The 15,198-nt window shown below is 33.8% G+C and carries 17 protein-coding genes; 11 read left to right on the top strand and 6 right to left on the bottom strand.

The annotated features are described in order from the left end of the window. Positions 1–273: 273 nt before the first annotated feature. The 4 genes from QNI15_RS20495 to QNI15_RS20510 all read right to left on the bottom strand — a co-directional run bounded on the left by QNI15_RS20495 (position 274) and on the right by QNI15_RS20510 (position 3,302). Positions 274–636 (bottom strand): DUF6876 family protein, encoded by a 363-nt coding sequence (locus QNI15_RS20495; protein ID WP_314033260.1) that lies wholly within the window; start codon positions 634–636, stop codon positions 274–276. 881 nt (positions 637–1,517) lie between these two features. Then, positions 1,518–2,084 carry a hypothetical protein gene (locus tag QNI15_RS20500; protein ID WP_314033261.1) on the bottom strand — a complete coding sequence of 189 codons (567 nt, stop codon included), beginning with the start codon at positions 2,082–2,084 and terminating at the stop codon, positions 1,518–1,520. 7 nt (positions 2,085–2,091) lie between these two features. Continuing rightward, a complete protein-coding gene (locus QNI15_RS20505; RefSeq protein ID WP_314033262.1) occupies positions 2,092–2,787 on the bottom strand; it encodes a hypothetical protein in 696 nt (231 codons plus the stop codon). Between the two features lie 116 nt (positions 2,788–2,903). Continuing rightward, a complete protein-coding gene (locus QNI15_RS20510) occupies positions 2,904–3,302 on the bottom strand; it encodes a hypothetical protein (RefSeq protein WP_314033263.1) in 399 nt (132 codons plus the stop codon). A 355-nt stretch (positions 3,303–3,657) separates the two neighbouring features. On the opposite strand from QNI15_RS20510, the gene QNI15_RS20515 reads away from it, so the two are divergent. From QNI15_RS20515 to QNI15_RS20545, 7 genes are all read left to right on the top strand, one after another. Beyond that, a complete protein-coding gene (locus QNI15_RS20515; protein WP_314033264.1) occupies positions 3,658–4,254 on the top strand; it encodes a hypothetical protein in 597 nt (198 codons plus the stop codon). Further along, positions 4,251–5,564 carry a relaxase/mobilization nuclease domain-containing protein gene (locus QNI15_RS20520; protein ID WP_314033265.1) on the top strand — a complete coding sequence of 438 codons (1,314 nt, stop codon included), beginning with the start codon at positions 4,251–4,253 and terminating at the stop codon, positions 5,562–5,564. Before QNI15_RS20515 ends, QNI15_RS20520 begins: the two co-directional genes overlap by 4 nt. A 357-nt stretch (positions 5,565–5,921) precedes the next feature. Beyond that, entirely contained in the window at positions 5,922–6,854 is a 933-nt protein-coding gene (locus QNI15_RS20525; protein ID WP_314033266.1) for a replication protein RepA, read from the top strand. Between the two features lie 1,247 nt (positions 6,855–8,101). Next, positions 8,102–8,923: a replication initiation protein gene (locus QNI15_RS20530; protein WP_314033267.1), complete on the top strand. Its 822-nt coding sequence runs from the start codon at positions 8,102–8,104 to the stop codon at positions 8,921–8,923. A gap of 149 nt (positions 8,924–9,072) precedes the next feature. Beyond that, on the top strand, positions 9,073–9,306 hold the full coding sequence (locus QNI15_RS20535) for a hypothetical protein (RefSeq protein ID WP_314033268.1): 234 nt from the start codon (positions 9,073–9,075) through the stop codon (positions 9,304–9,306). Between the two features lie 1,150 nt (positions 9,307–10,456). Further along, a complete protein-coding gene (locus tag QNI15_RS20540; protein WP_314033269.1) occupies positions 10,457–11,782 on the top strand; it encodes an AAA family ATPase in 1,326 nt (441 codons plus the stop codon). A gap of 4 nt (positions 11,783–11,786) precedes the next feature. Next, the gene (locus tag QNI15_RS20545; RefSeq protein ID WP_314033270.1) at positions 11,787–12,461 is read left to right on the top strand and encodes an HNH endonuclease; all 675 of its coding nucleotides are present in this window, start codon (positions 11,787–11,789) and stop codon (positions 12,459–12,461) included. A gap of 175 nt (positions 12,462–12,636) precedes the next feature. Here the strand turns inward: QNI15_RS20545 and QNI15_RS20550 are convergent, their stop codons facing one another. After that, positions 12,637–12,999 (bottom strand): hypothetical protein, encoded by a 363-nt coding sequence (locus tag QNI15_RS20550; RefSeq protein ID WP_314033271.1) that lies wholly within the window; start codon positions 12,997–12,999, stop codon positions 12,637–12,639. Positions 13,000–13,158: 159 nt separating this feature from the next. Beyond that, complete coding sequence (locus QNI15_RS20555; protein WP_314033272.1) at positions 13,159–13,320, bottom strand: hypothetical protein; 162 nt, start codon at positions 13,318–13,320, stop codon at positions 13,159–13,161. Positions 13,321–13,539: 219 nt separating this feature from the next. Between QNI15_RS20555 and QNI15_RS20560 the strand changes: the two genes are divergently transcribed. From QNI15_RS20560 to QNI15_RS20575, 4 genes are all read left to right on the top strand, one after another. Then, the gene (locus QNI15_RS20560; RefSeq protein WP_314033273.1) at positions 13,540–13,710 is read left to right on the top strand and encodes a hypothetical protein; all 171 of its coding nucleotides are present in this window, start codon (positions 13,540–13,542) and stop codon (positions 13,708–13,710) included. Between the two features lie 14 nt (positions 13,711–13,724). Then, positions 13,725–14,273: a DDE-type integrase/transposase/recombinase gene (locus tag QNI15_RS20565; RefSeq protein ID WP_314033274.1), complete on the top strand. Its 549-nt coding sequence runs from the start codon at positions 13,725–13,727 to the stop codon at positions 14,271–14,273. A 61-nt stretch (positions 14,274–14,334) separates the two neighbouring features. Further along, entirely contained in the window at positions 14,335–14,568 is a 234-nt protein-coding gene (locus tag QNI15_RS20570) for an integrase core domain-containing protein (protein WP_314033370.1), read from the top strand. 62 nt (positions 14,569–14,630) lie between these two features. After that, positions 14,631–15,131, top strand: a complete 501-nt coding sequence (locus QNI15_RS20575) for a hypothetical protein (RefSeq protein ID WP_314033275.1) — start codon at positions 14,631–14,633, stop codon at positions 15,129–15,131. Positions 15,132–15,198: the final 67 nt, after the last annotated feature.

Raw genomic sequence — 15,198 nt, forward strand, 5'->3', positions numbered from 1 at the left:
ACTCAAGTGAAAGATTTACTATTGTAGAATATGGAAGTAAGGGCGTTCGAAGGATGATAATGTCCTTATGGGAAAAAAGATGGTCCATTATGTGAATTTATACCTTGTAAAAGGCAATTGCCGGATTTCTAAGTTTTGAGAATACTTTAGGCTCTATAGTAACTTTATTAATTGAAAGTTTGTTAACTAGCATATAAAAGAGGAAATATTTAACAATCTGTTCTTTTTAATAAAAAACTAATACAAATCAATTTCTCTTCTTTATTAAGTACTTCAAGCGCTCATTTTGGTAATAGTTAAGTATTCATGCTCAAGCATGCATTTATTTTTGAGAAGTAAAAACGAAACATCAAAAAACACATTATGATGATTACCTATATCCATACTTAGGTTTTGAAGTATTTCTCCTTTTTCGTTTGAGCACATAATGATAATATCACTTCCATGTTTTTTAAATTGCCAACATTGGAAGGGTTCATTTGCTATAAAAGGTAGTGTTTGGTAAAGTGCTATCAATTCGAAAAACCAGATGTTAGACTCATCTTTTTTAAACCTCATGCATTCAAGTGAATATTCAAGGGCAGGAATCTCATTTGAAAAGTAATAATCTGGTGCTGGCGTGTTAGTAGATTTCATCGTAAACAGATATTAGGAGTAAGTTGTTCTTTGAAGCCGGACAACAAGTTTGTATGATCTAAATTGAATGAAAAAAATAGAAATAAAAAGCCACCTTTCGCAAACGAGCTTTTTCTATACATGAAATCTCTTTTTTGTAAATATTTTTTTTAGAGTGTTCTTATATTGCTCTTTTCTACCCCTAAAAATGAAGCATAAAACTGGCATGATCAGATGAAAACTTCTATTCAGAAATGAAAGTATAAATAAAACCACCAACCTGGCCACTTATTTGCTTTGTGACTCTCTTAGGTTAGTATGATTGAGTTTATTGAAAATTCTCCAACCAATTATTATACTGCCACTTTCAAATACTGTAAGTAAATGGTATCCGTCCCATCCAGGCCATATTCCAGGAGAGCAGTCATTTTTTAGGTTTGCAGCATGAAGCCTAACTTATTTTTTAAGAGTCAAGTATTAAAATTTATAAGATAATACTTTGCTTACTTTACGGAATGACGGTACGGCTCGGACGCTTACAGTAAATGTGCACAGGGATTTTGTGAAGCAATATCAGGCTTAAAAATAATAGTACTGAATAAAACAAAAATGAGTACCAGGCATATAAGTATTAATTCTTCGCTTGCAGAAGCCTTGACCTGTAAACTTTTTTGAGACTTTAGTATCACATGCTCCTCAATTTCCAAAGAAAGTTTAGTTCTTTTTGGGTTGTTTACTTTTAAACCTATAGAATTCATATTATTGTTTATGGTGGTTGTATTTTGAAATTAAATCAAGTGCCTTTTATCCCTCCCTCTGGTTTTAATAGTATAAGAGCTATACTTAATATATTATCTGGTATAGCTCTTAATAGTATAGTTTTTAGATCTATGTATAGCGTTCTACTTTTTGACCTGTTGGAAATGGAGGGGGATATCAATGCAATTGCATTCTTTACGATACACATAATTTTTTCCGGCAATGGCATCTTTTATGCTTTTTGCAGGAAACAATGTTATTACCGAGGTCGAGATACTATCATTTACGATACGTTCTGCAGATGGTGCTCTTTCAACTAAATAACTAATGTTTTCTACTTGTTGTTGCTTTGTTTGCTCGAACGATTGTATAAGCCAACCTGTAAATATAAAGCACGTAATACTTAAAGTTGCCAAACCTAATTTGCCAAAGCCAAACCAGAAAGCCTCTTTGTTATTCTTAAAATGTATTGGTTTAGTTTCAATATTTGGAAGTAGAGACTTGGCATTCTTCTCAAATTCTATGCAGATTTGTTCAATTCTACAAGTTGCCTCATCTATTGTGGATTCTGATTTTTTAGCGGTGTGATAGGTCAGATAATGTAAGGGGAGCAGTTCATTGTTCGGATCTATTTTTATACCGTAAACCCTTAGAAATTCTGCCGAGAAAGCATTCCGTTCTTTCTCGGTCAAAATATGTTTATCCTCCATAAGCATCTTAAGCTACTTGATTATCAACTGCTTTGAGATTTTCTATAGCTTTTTTGAAATACATCTTGGAAATTATATTTGCGCTATCTATTCCCTTGCCAGATGTCAACACTTGCTTAATTCTTTCTTGAGTCGATTCGTTTTTATCTCTGCTTATTGTGAAAGGAATTAATTCCAAACCGTTTTTCTTCACAAATGATTTAAGTTCTTCCTCCTGAGGTTCTTGGAAATCATAATATTCATTTTGATAAACCTTAATGTTATATGATTTTTTAGCTGCTTTGTGCAATAATTTTAAATAAGACATTGTTTGTTTGAAGATGTTTGCTCCACCCACTACATTATAAATTTCAAGGTCTATCTTAAGTTCTGAGAGTACCTCTGGTATAATGTCTGCTACATCTTCCAGATAATAAGGGAGTTGCTCAGATATAGAAGCTCCTAGATCACATATAAATAAATCATTGTCTATTGAGGTTATTTCTTCTAAAAACATATTAAACATTCCCCGATCAATGACATTCTGACTATTGAGGAAAGTGATTTCTATAGGTTTTCTATACTTTAATTGAATGCTTGTTGTTTTAGTAGCATCATCTAAATCCAAGATTATTGCCTCCTTGTATTTTTCCGCTAATAGAAATGTTAATATCGATTTGCCAGCTCCACCCTTGCTTTGAGTTACGAAGATCAGTTTTTTCATTTTACGTGAGAGAATTTAAGTTTTAAAATGAATTTTTGGTTGAATTTTGAGATACTCAACTTGACTTCGTAAAAGTAGTTGTTTTACGACTACTTTTGCAAGTAAATAAGCAATTATTAATTTGTTTTCTTCTTTAAATGCGCAAATGCGTTTCCAAATGGACTCTTTTTAGGAAGTTCATCTGCATTCATAAAATTGTACTCTTCTTCTTCATCTTTCTTTCCATTTTTACCTCCCTTAGGTAATACTATATTCTGACTTGATTCCTTTGAAAGATTATTACTAGAAGCAGTTATCTTTTTAGAAGAAGCCTTTGAGAATTTGAATCTGATTTGATTAATTATTTCTTTACTTATCTTAAAATCCAGGTCTTTTGAAATTTGTTCTGCAATAAATTCACACGTATAGTCACCTGTAAAGTACTCTTCTTTGTAATACTCATATAAGAGGTTTCTACGTCTCATTTTATTACCCTCGAATGCTTTTTTAACCATGTCTTTTGTTATTTGTGCCATATAGGTAGTAGTTATAATAAAGTTGTAACAGACTTGTAATAATCTTGTAGCATACTTGTAATTCGCATTTTTGTTGTAGTAAACTTGTAATAGAGTTGTAATAAAACCATAACATAGTTGTAATTCATGATTTTGCCAATAGAATAGGCATAAAATTTGGATAAATCGCTAGGGTTAAGTAGATTTGGGCAGCTTCTCGCTTAAGAAGCAAGCTATGTTTTGCCATGGTCAAAACTAAACTGAAACTATCAGTTTTCTGACTTTTGTCGGGTTTTATTCGCCTACGGCTCATAGCTTTTTACCAGAAACCTTATTTATAGTTAGAGAGTTTTATTCACTAATCATCCTTTTCCCTATGGCAAAAAATCATCCCTCTGATGCAAACAGCAGTGCTGAAAATAGTACGAAAACCCGTAATAAAGGCGGGCGTCCTAAAAAGTCGGATGCTGAAAAAAGGGAGATTAAACATGAGGTTTACGTTTCTAAAAATGAGGAGGCGTTCTTACAGAAAATGGTTGAGAGTACAGGTGTGAGTATTGCTGAGTTGTTTCGGTCTGGCTTATTTGGTAAAGCTATTCGGATAGGCAAAGCACGAGCAGCATCGGGTGAGTTAATGGAATTATTGACTGATTTCAAGAAGAAGTCAAGTCTGATCAAGCTTTTGGCTCAACGAGAAAGAGACTTCACTACCCAGGAAAAAGAGGTGCTGTTAGGAAGCAGTTCTTCCATGCGGATAACAGTAGAGCGGTTGCAACGGTATGTATTTGCAAGCCTTGATAAAGCAGAAGACTTTGTTGTGTTAAATGAAATGCTAGAGCAACTTAAAGAGATTAGAGAAGATGTGAAGGAAAGAGAAAAACCACAACTTACTGATTACAAAAAGTTAGATAAAATTGTAGAAAAGCTGGAAACATGGTTTAAGAAACATCATCAATATCTGACCCTGTCATGATTGGAAAATTAACACTAGGCCAAGGTGCTGTTGGTGCTATCAGCTACTGTTACTATGGTGAGAGAGGTGAAACAGATGCTTCTGGAGAAAAGGTTATCCGAGGTGAGTTATTATACTCAAATGAAGTCTTTGAGAGTATGCTACCTAATGGACATTTAAATGTGAAAGACTTAGGCTATCAATATCATCAGGTTGCCGCTTTAAATGGGAAGGTGAGTAAATTTCTCTGGCATCAAACCTTTAATTTTCCTATAGGGGAGAAGATAAGTAATGAGACAATGGTCAAAATTGCCCGTGACTTTGCTACCGATTTTGGGTTTGAGGATAATCAATATATGGTGTTTCGTCATAAGGATAAGGCACATGAGCACTTTCATATAGTGGCCAACCGGGTGAATGAAAAAGGTAAAAACACAGCTAGTGATAAACATAACTATGAACGGATTCAACAGTTCTGCCGGAAAATGGAACAGAAATATAAGTTGCAAACTGTTGATAATCACCGTCAAAAAGTAGATGCGCGACACAACCGGAAGAACGATCAGCTCGAACGGATGAAAAAGATACTGGATAGTCAGATGCCAAAATGTAAAACACTCTCAGAGCTAAGCATTGCCTTGAAAAAGCAAGGTGTAGTGGTAAACCTGGGAAGAGGAATCAGCTTTACTGATCAGCGGTTCGGAATTACATTTAAAGGTTCAGATCTAGGCAGGGTATACAGCCGGCAGCATATTGAAAAGAATCTAGGTAGAGAAGCTGGAGAGTACCTGGTAGCAGATGATCCTAAATTTGATGGGACAAAAAGAGAGCAAATGCGAACGATCATTGATCGGATAGCAGCACAAACCCTTCCATGGCAAACAAATTTATCCAAAGAAGCACGAACAGCTTCTTTATCCGCTAGCTGGAAAGATTTTGAAAAACGCTTGGAGAGCGAAGGAGTAAAGTTGCGATTAGTAAAAGATGAGAAGACTCAAAATGTAATTGGGGCAGCATTTCAAATGGGAAGCAGACGCTTTGTAAATGGGAGAGAATTAGGTGAGTATTATACAGCGAAAGCTTTATCTTTACATTTTGGCAGAAGCCAGGAGAAATTTGAGAAAGTCTTTAAAGAAATAACTCGTTTAGAACAAAACCCATCGAAAGAAACAGGTCAATTTATTCCATATTTAACTGCCGAGCCAGAAGTTTCAACTAAGATGATTACTACTGTTCAGAATGCCGCTAATGAAACTGAAAAAGATCTGGCTAAAATTGCAGATGCTCTTAGACAGCAAAGGCCTAAGCGTAAAAGAAGTCGGAAGTTATGAGGACACTAGTATTAAACTAAGCCTTTGTTTTATAAATATGGTTATGTTAAGTAATATATTGAGTGATTATATAGTAAACAAAGCAAGTTTAGTAATTACTATTACTGTACTCCCTATTTGACTGATTCTTAGTTGAAATAAAATTTTGTAAACCCTATCTAGATGTATTAAAAGATTTGTTGGATATAGAGCTAAAATAAATAGTATGTAATGGACAGTTTTTCAGATTGTTAGTCTAATTGAAAGCAAGTTTGTGTCCAACTTTTAATTGTGCCTATAAATGGCAGTTAATTAAAATTTAGTAATTTACCTTCTTAAAAAGAACAAGCTTATAGCACTTACAGCTTTAACATACCTATGAAAAGTGAACATACTGATAAAATAGCCAAACTTGCTTATGATAACTATGTTTCACCTGTTGAGCAAAATCAAATCTTATTTAATCATGCAGTCCTTTGTCAGGTGTATTTTCCATACCGGGATCCGGGCGATGAGGTCAAAGACTGGGTTAGACAACAAGGGAAAGCCTATTTTGCTATTCGGTCAACGGAAATTTTCAACCCTAAAACTGAAGCATTTGATCATAGGTTAGGTCTCCCCTTTGGTCCAAAAGCAAGATTAATACTGACATATATTAATACACTTGCCCTTCAGCAAAAAAGTGCTACAATTGAAGTAGAAGGAAGTATTACTTCATTTGTAAAGTCATTAGGTCTTTCCCATAATGGACATCAGATAAGTGCAATTAAAAATCAGTTGGCCAGATTAGCCGCATCCACTATTTCTATTGCATTTGCTCAATCTGAAAATAGAAGTTATCAGGTTGATAGTAAGATTATAAAAGGATTTGATTTATGGTTTCCTAAAGAACCCAATCAACGAGTTATGTGGGACAGTAATATCATATTATCTGACGATTACTTTAATTCATTGATGAATCATGCAGTCCCTTTAGATAAAAGGCATTTAGGCGCATTAGCCAACAATGCTATGGCGTTAGATGTTTATACCTGGTTGGCTCAAAGGCTGCATCGAATTGAAGTATCAAGGCCTGAGTTTGTTCACTGGCAAGGGTTAAAAGACCAATTTGGTGAAGGATATAGCAGAATTGATAAGTTTAAACACGTGTTTCGTCATACTTTAAAGTTAGTATTGTCTCAATATACAACTGCAAAGATTGAAGAAGATCTCAATAAAGGATTTTATCTATATAATAGTCAACCTCCCGTTCCTCCTAAATTAATTTCTATCCCTAAAGCTGGGGAGATTATTAAGTCAATCACTAAATAAAAACTTGAATCAGCTTAAAAGCTAACTCTAACATTGAGTTAGCTTTTTTATTAGAGACAGTTTTGGTGGATTCTCCCCCTGAATGAGCAGATTCCAGGTGTGAACACACTTTTCCCAGCGAAAGACTGAAAAAACGAGACAGTTTTGGTGGAGATTTAGCTGATTGATAAATTTTATCAGCTAATCATTATCTCGTAATTTTTATGCAATAGTGAATTACCCTTTAGCAGGTGTGAACTGGCTAATAAGGGAGATAAATAGAGACAGTTTTGGTGGAGTAGACATATTAAGAAAAGTTAGACTAAGTCATAAACTCTAAAATGAGGCATTCTAAACATAAACTGACTTTTTCTAACCTTGAATAGGTGGTTTCCGGTATTTTTAATAGAGACACTTTTGGTGGAATCAAGATGTAAAGTGAGACAGTTTTGGTGGAATAAATAGAAAAAGAGGATAATCAGAAACTAGATATCTGGCTAAAACAAAAGTTTATAGTCACTAAGAAATAAAAATATATAGATTCACTTATCTGTAGTTAAAATTAAGACTATAAAAATTATTTAATGACCCCACTAAATCAGAGACAGTTTTGGTGGAGTCATTAAATAAAGCTGAATCGACCATATTTATAACTCTTAATTAGCATTCTAACATATGAAATTCATAAAGTCGGATTATGTGAGACAGTTTTGGTGGAGAAATTTAAGAGAGTGAGACAGTTTTGGTGGATTATTTTTCAGCTTATTACCGTAGTCGTTTGCATACAAAATCGCGTGTCTAAGTATGTGGATAAAAAAGTTATCCACGAATATTTTGGTGGACAATCGAGACAATTTTGGTGGAAATAGCGAGACAGTTTTAGTGGAGATTAGAGACAGTTTTGGTGGACAAACCTATAGAAGATAAAAAAACCTATAATTTTTTACCGTTACTAATAATTTTTTTGTGGATAACTCAAGAAGCTCAAGACCTTTTTTAGAAAAAAACAAGTTTTGATGAAAGGTGCAAATTGGCATACCCTATTGATTTTTAAAAAGCTTCTTCCCACCTTTAAATCGCAAATAAGGCATGTCCTTCGGTTGGTACCTCCGTATAAGATACAAATTTGCTAATATACTTAGATAAATAATCTACGCACTCAACCACGAGCAGGCAAGAGAGCGAGAAAGTTTTATCTAGGGGGATAACTTTTTGCTATTATGTTTCTCTTTTTTTAATGATATTAGGGCTAGTAAATTATTGAGATTATGCCCGTATCTGGAATGAAGTTGGCTAAAGGCCAGAGAAAGACGTTTAACTCTCGTGTAGCTGTCTTCCAACCCTCTCTATTTGGCGATGAAGCAGAATCATCACCTGAGCAAGTTTTGGTGTCTGAAAAGGCACCGAAAGAGTCTGTGGCCATTCAGGAATTGAATGCATTAATCACAGCTCAGTATGATATGCCTGAGATGGGAAAGAAACTATTTGTAAGGATGCTGGAAAAGTTGCCGATGAAGGCAAAGTCTGTTATAGAACCGATTTATCTAGACGCACGTGATTTATTGCGAGTTGGTAATTTAACTGAGTCTGATGCAATTGCTGAGCTTGAGAAGACAATAGCTAATTTAATTCGCCAGGTGTGTTGGATTGCATCTGCAGATGGGCCATTGTTAGTAAGCTTAATTAGTAGTGGTAGTTATAATATTACTAAAGGATTGGTCCGGATTCATATTGATCCTGTACTTTATCCTTACTATCAACAGCTCAAAACACATTTTGATATTAGTCAACTTGAGAAGCTGATTCAGTTTAAGAGTTTTTACTCTAAATGTATTTATGATTTGTTTACACGGGATCATACAAAAGACCGTAAATTCTACTATCCACTCGCTGAGCTGAAGCGTAAACTTTTGATTGAGGAGAATGAATATGAACGGTATAACGATTTAAGACGATATGTTCTGTCTCGGGTTCAGAATGATCTGGCCCATACGCCGGTTGCATTTACTTTCCAGGAGAAAAGAGACCTTAAAAACAGAGTCTTAGGTGTTGAGTTTCAGTTAACGAGTCTGTATAGGGTACCTATTTGAACTTGACCCAAATTTAAAACCTTTATTCAAAGTTTAGTGAAAGATTCAATATTTAATAAATTAATAGTTTGATGGTCAATAACTTATATTAGCTTTTTTTGTTTGTCTTTCTTTACTTCATTAATCTAATAATAGTTTCAATTCACATCATGGAGGCTAAAAAATATAAAGTGGTAGCGAAGGTTGGAAATGAACAGATAGGGAATAAAGGGTTTGTCAAGTATAACGTTAATAACCTGATAGCCTTCGCCGATTTTTTAGATAAAGACTTTCCAGACTGGCGATTTTTTAATGTGTTTGAATATACTAAAGATGGATCTGGTAAGCAGCTCACCAGCTTTACAAAAAAAAATCGTCCTTCTTCAAAATATTATGCTGGATAGATAATTAACCAATAAAGTTATTAGCTATATAAAAAATAGGGATGACTCTCACATCATCCCTGTTGACAAACGCTTAAATTCTTACATTTAAACATTCTTAAGTATGGACTACAAAGATAGAGGTTTTAAATAAAAACTAAAATATTCGCTTTAAGCTTATTCTTAGTTTGATAAATGGTATTCATAAATCTTTAAACTTGACAATTATTGAACAGCTTAAACTTAAATAGAAATGATGTTTAAAAATTGGTTCAAAGTTTGAATTTTAACAGTTCATAGTCATGAGTTAGTCTTTTAGAATCAAATATATCTAAGCTATGATTTTTGAAGTTACACCTGATCACATTCAGTAAGTACACACTTTTATAAGTTGGCACATTGGATTAAACTCTGGAAGCCCAAAAGTTTGGAGGCGGAGAGGCCAGAAAGTACAGATCAATGGTCTGGGTATTCTAAACCATACACCTGAAGCTCACAAAGTTCTATCAATATTTATTGACAGTTTTCATCCTAGAAGTTGAAGCGGCTCAATCACAACCATTCTTGAAAGCCATTTAATACTTCTTTATGAATTAACAAAACATGTCAACTTATTTCAGAAGCTGTAAAAGAACTATTTCACCCATTTAAAGACAGAATAGAAAGACATAGCGAAATGGAGAAAGAAAGGAGCCGATTTAGAGATGAACGATTTGAGTAAATAGTTAAATTTATCTTTATTATTCTACACTATTAATGTCCTTCATTAAAGCTAGTATTCAATTTAACTTAAATATTTTTGCTGATTGTAGATAAAAGTGAAAGCTATGACACAAAAAGCCATTTATCAGATTTTAGCCCCTATCAATAGTTACTGTCTATAAAAGCAAGTAAATTGGTGATTTATATCTAGCATTAGGGTTTGAGAAAAACAAAAAAGATATGCTATTAAATGCAAAACCATTTCTATTTTAAAGTTTTATTATATGTATACTATAACCGAAAACTTTAAGAGATAACAATAGAACTTATCCCCAATCTTGGAAACAATTGAAAAGTGATATGTTCAAAAACTTTCATCACTTTAAGAAAAATAATTCTAATAAATAATAATATGAAAAAGAAAATAATTAGTTCTAATAGTTGGAAACTTGGATTTTAAATTTAGTTTATGAGAATAGATCATATCCACATACAAAATTTTAGAGGAATAGAAGAGCTTAAAATGGAATTACATCCACAATTCAACTTGCTGATAGGTGAAAATGGTTCAGGTAAAACAGCCATTCTTGAAGCATTGGCAGTTGGTATAGGCTCTTATTTTTCAGGGATGGCTGGTGTTAATAGTCGTCATATTCGAAATTCTGATTTACGCTATTTTAAAACTATTGAAGGTTCTTATGAATATACAGCTAATACATGTGTGAAAATAATTAAAGGTTTTGTGAATAATCAAATAGTTAGCTGGTACAAAGAAAGAGATGGAATAACTGGATCGAATAAAATGGGTAATAAAAGTTCAATTAAAGCAATCTCTGAAAATATTGACAAAGCACTGCGCGATCCTAAACGAAGCACCACTATTGACCTATCTGTATTGGCCTATTATTCAACTGCAAGGCTTTGGAAAGAGGGAAGGGAAAATAATAAGGATGAAGAAAAAGGAAATAGTATAAAAAATCTTCCATCAAGGTACAGAGGGTATAAGGATGCTTTAGAAATAAAGTCGACATTTACTATTATCCTTGATTGGTTTAAAAGCAAGTTCAGAGACAAAGCTGTAAATGAAGATACATCTTTTCAACTTGAATGTGTTAAAAATGTAATTGTTAAAAATATCCCTAGGGCAAAAAATGTAAAGTGGGTTTTTGATAAGGATAAATTACAAACTTTATATATAGTTTTTGAAGATGAAAATGAAGTGCCCTTTAATTATCTTAGTGATGGCTACAGAAATATGTTAGCAATATTTGCAGATCTCGCTTATCGGTGTGTTACGCTTAACCCACATTTTGGCAAAGAAGCTAACTTGAAATCGGAAGGAATCATATTGATTGATGAGTTGGATTTACATTTGCATCCAGCATGGCAAAAAAATATAGTTAATCAACTTAAATCTACTTTTCCTAAAATTCAGTTTGTTGCTACAACACACTCTCCCTTCATTATTCAAGAAACAAACGATGGGGAATTATTTAAACTTCAAAATAATAAAACAGTTAGTATAAGCGGTGCCAATGAATATAGTTTAGAGGATGTAGCAGAATATCTGCAACATGTAGAAGATCCAGCATGGAGTATTCGTAAAAGGGAGATGTATGAAGCGGCTAAAGAATATTTTAATCTGTTAAATAAGCTTGATCGTAATACTTCTGATCCAGAACTAAATCAAATTAGAGAAAAACTTAACATTCTTGGTAAACCATACTCAGATAATGTAGCTTATACAGCATTTTTAGAACAAAAGCGATTCTTAGCTGAAGAAAAATTAAAATAGCAAAATGAGATCAATAATTAGGGGAAATGTTCCAAATTCATATACGCATTATAAGGATGCTAGAAATGATCTTGCAGAAAGAATTGGTTGGTTTTGTTCTTATTGTGAAATGCCTGTAAGGAACATGATTGAAGTTGAACATATTCATCCTGTTGCAAATGGCGGAAATGAACTTGATTGGGATAACTTTCTATTATCTTGTCGCTATTGCAATAGCGTAAAAAAGAATAATAATATGAACAGAGTTGGCTTTTTTTGGCCAGATGTAGACAATACTCCTCTTGCATTTGAATATTCTGAAAGTAACATTATTGAACCTGCTACTGGATTGCAGCCAAATGAAAGATCTTCAGCACTTTCATCCATAAATCTTATGGGACTCAATCGAACTCCTCATTCAGGAAATGAACCTACTGATGCTGACTCAAGATGGATCGCAAGAATAAATGCAATTGGAATAATTAACGAGTCATACAATGATTGGTTAACTTGTCCAACTCAGCAATTTGCCAGACAAATTGCAAGAACTGCGACTGGACATGGATTTTATTCATTTTGGATTATGAAATTTAATAATGTTCAAATTGTAATTAATGAAATCAATAGAGCGTTCTTAGGAACATATGAACCTCAATATAATAATGGTATAAAAGTAATTAGGCAAAACGGTTCATTCTAAATAAATTTAGTTGAGGCTTATAGGCATTCATTAAAAGTTTGAACAAAAGTTATTTTTTCTTTAAAGGTTTCAATGTTTTGATTATCAAAGTATTGAAACCTTTTCCTTGCTATATCTGACATATGCTTCTTTGTAATTTAGTTCTATCTTTAATCTGATGAATTGGGTTATTTTCCTATTTCCTTAGCAAGAGGATCATATCATCTTTTAATCCATCCGCAGATATAGATACTTTACCAAGTTTAAAAGAATCAGGCACATTTCTGCCACTGCTAATGCCACTATAAAAGCCAATAGCGAAACGAATAGCTGTTTTGTCTGGTATAGCTGCATTCATTCCAATAACATATGGAGTGTATTGAACAATAGCTTCTGCTTGTTTTTGAGAATAACAAGAATTTAGTATTACATATTCCATAGAATGTGTGAATAAAGAAAGGAGATCTGCAAGTGATTTTGGAGGTAATAAATAACTCTGTCCATTAGTGTCTTCTAGAACAATTCCTGTTGTTTCACCATGCCCTGAGAGTAGCTGCATATGGGGTTACATACAATTATACCCCATACCTTAATTATGAGAACTTGCTACGGCTTAAAATTATGCAGGGAAACTATGAACCAAGAAAATACATGCGTACAGCCATAGCTGCATTTACTCCTAATATACCATGGGCTAAATTTGGTTGTAATGACTAAGTTAGTCCTTCAGGGGCAGGTACTTCTTCCGCAACTCGTCAAGTTGCTTCAGCTTCTGCCCTTTATTATCAAATGTATCGTGAAGAATAGATGCCTTACCAGAAGGATGGCAAAAGGTAGAGGTAATCAGAAAGGCATTGTTCGAATCAGCTAAGAAAGACATGGATTGTGATGATGTTAGTTTGTTTTTAGGTAATGGAATGTGCTACTCCCCAAAATTGGGACCACTAGTTAAGATGAAAAATAAAGACTAAACTAGTGATCAAATGAAAGGAAAACGCAAAAGATACACCGCCAGTTTTAAGGCAAAGTAGCTCTAGAAGCCATAAAAGACAAACACACCTTAGCGGAATTATCCAAAAAGTTTGAAGTCCATGCCAATATGATCAGCAAATGGAAACAAGAATTTTTGGAAAAAGCCACCTCTATTTTTGAGAAAGATTCTGAGCAAGAATCAGAAGAAAAGATTGATCCAGATCCCTTATATGCCCGAATAGGAAGGCTTGAATTAGAAAATGAGTTTCTAAAAAAAAGCTTGAAAAAGCTTCACTAATTGAGCGCAGAGCTATGATAGAAAGAGAAAATCAACTCAGCATACGGGCTCAATGTGCACTCTTGAAGCTTCATCGAAGTGGACTCTATTACCAAGCGGCGACCGAAACAAGCGAAAATTTAGCTTTAATGCGATTATTAGATGAGCGGTATTTAAACTTTCCAACCGAAGGCGTTTTGCAAATGCAGGATTATTTGCGATCTGAAGGATATGTAGTGAATCATAAACGAATCAGAAGACTTTTACGAAAAATGGGGATTTTGGCTATTTATCCTAAACCCAACCTAAGTAAAATAGGAAAAGCAGAATATATTTATCCGTATTTACTTAAAAATCTGTCGATTACAGAAAAGAACCAGGTTTGGCAAATAGACATAACCTATCTGCCTATGAGTAAGGTATTTATGTATCTGGTAGCAATTCTAGATGTATACTCTCGCTTTGTTGTAGGTTGGGATATTTCCAATAGTATGCAGGCTGAATGGGTTATCCAAACATTACAATTAGCCATTCTCTCCTATGGAAAATGTCAAATTATCAAATGGAGCATGACGCTCCGATGACCAGGGGAGTCAATTTACCTGCAAAAAATGGGTTGAGTATCTAAAAAATGAAACCATTCAAATTTCAATGGATGGGAAAGGAAGAGCCATTGATAATGTATATATTGAAAGGCTATGGAGAACGGTAAAATACGAGTATCTTTACCTGAATCCTCCAGACGATGGCTGGCAATTGTATCAAGGACTAGAACAATTCTTTGAAAGATACAATTATCACAAATACCATCAAGGAATTGAGCGAAGTACACCTGCTTCACGATTTTATTCAATTAAGATAGAATCTGTTTTCAACTAAGAATTACCACTTGTTGGTCCTAACATTAGGGAGTACCTCAGATAAATAAAGGTCAACATGCAATGTGTATTGTAGGATATGAGGATGAAAAACATGCATTTAAAGTTTTAGACTCTAGAGGAGAACGTTGGGGAGATGAAGGTTTCATCTGGATAGATTATGATCTTATGAGTGATAATACAGTAGTTTATGATGCGCTTGTATGTTCTTTTGATGATAAGATTTTAAGAGATCAAACATATGGCCGAGAAGGCGAAGGAGATCCGGAGCATCCTAACGAGGAAATCGATACTAATTGGGTTAAATCAGGTTATTACCGCGACTTTGGGACTTATAGAATTGCTTGTGCTGATATTGATAAGAAAAATGAGACAGCCAAAATACTTATTAGGGACTCAATAGGTGCTGCACTTACACCTATTATTACAATAAAATTACTAGATACGAAACAAATTAGGGTAAATAAAGACGTTATCACTATTCAGTTTACAAAGTTGAACCGAACATTTGGAAAACTGCCAACATTAGGAATTGAATATGTGGCAACAAGGCAAGATGAATAATTGCAATGAAAGAAAGTTACACTTTGTATTATTTTTCTACCCACAAAAATTTACGAAAGGTTCTTGT

The sequence above is a fragment of the Xanthocytophaga flava genome (assembly GCF_030068545.1).
In the GTDB taxonomy this organism is placed as follows: domain Bacteria; phylum Bacteroidota; class Bacteroidia; order Cytophagales; family 172606-1; genus Xanthocytophaga; species Xanthocytophaga flava.

Excerpts from the sequence above, each read along its gene's own strand:
- QNI15_RS20575 (WP_314033275.1), top strand. The coding sequence starts at position 14,631 with ATGTGTATTGTAGGATATGAGGATGAAAAACATGCATTTAAAGTTTTA.
- QNI15_RS20550 (WP_314033271.1), bottom strand. The coding sequence starts at position 12,999 with ATGCAGCTACTCTCAGGGCATGGTGAAACAACAGGAATTGTTCTAGAA.
- QNI15_RS20505 (WP_314033262.1), bottom strand. The coding sequence starts at position 2,787 with ATGAAAAAACTGATCTTCGTAACTCAAAGCAAGGGTGGAGCTGGCAAA.
- QNI15_RS20560 (WP_314033273.1), top strand. The coding sequence starts at position 13,540 with ATGATCAGCAAATGGAAACAAGAATTTTTGGAAAAAGCCACCTCTATT.
- QNI15_RS20555 (WP_314033272.1), bottom strand. The coding sequence starts at position 13,320 with ATGTCTTTCTTAGCTGATTCGAACAATGCCTTTCTGATTACCTCTACC.
- QNI15_RS20500 (WP_314033261.1), bottom strand. The coding sequence starts at position 2,084 with ATGGAGGATAAACATATTTTGACCGAGAAAGAACGGAATGCTTTCTCG.
- QNI15_RS20495 (WP_314033260.1), bottom strand. The coding sequence starts at position 636 with ATGAAATCTACTAACACGCCAGCACCAGATTATTACTTTTCAAATGAG.
- QNI15_RS20520 (WP_314033265.1), top strand. The coding sequence starts at position 4,251 with ATGATTGGAAAATTAACACTAGGCCAAGGTGCTGTTGGTGCTATCAGC.
- QNI15_RS20540 (WP_314033269.1), top strand. The coding sequence starts at position 10,457 with ATGAGAATAGATCATATCCACATACAAAATTTTAGAGGAATAGAAGAG.
- QNI15_RS20510 (WP_314033263.1), bottom strand. The coding sequence starts at position 3,302 with ATGGCACAAATAACAAAAGACATGGTTAAAAAAGCATTCGAGGGTAAT.
- QNI15_RS20515 (WP_314033264.1), top strand. The coding sequence starts at position 3,658 with ATGGCAAAAAATCATCCCTCTGATGCAAACAGCAGTGCTGAAAATAGT.
- QNI15_RS20535 (WP_314033268.1), top strand. The coding sequence starts at position 9,073 with ATGGAGGCTAAAAAATATAAAGTGGTAGCGAAGGTTGGAAATGAACAG.
- QNI15_RS20525 (WP_314033266.1), top strand. The coding sequence starts at position 5,922 with ATGAAAAGTGAACATACTGATAAAATAGCCAAACTTGCTTATGATAAC.
- QNI15_RS20565 (WP_314033274.1), top strand. The coding sequence starts at position 13,725 with ATGATAGAAAGAGAAAATCAACTCAGCATACGGGCTCAATGTGCACTC.
- QNI15_RS20545 (WP_314033270.1), top strand. The coding sequence starts at position 11,787 with ATGAGATCAATAATTAGGGGAAATGTTCCAAATTCATATACGCATTAT.
- QNI15_RS20530 (WP_314033267.1), top strand. The coding sequence starts at position 8,102 with ATGCCCGTATCTGGAATGAAGTTGGCTAAAGGCCAGAGAAAGACGTTT.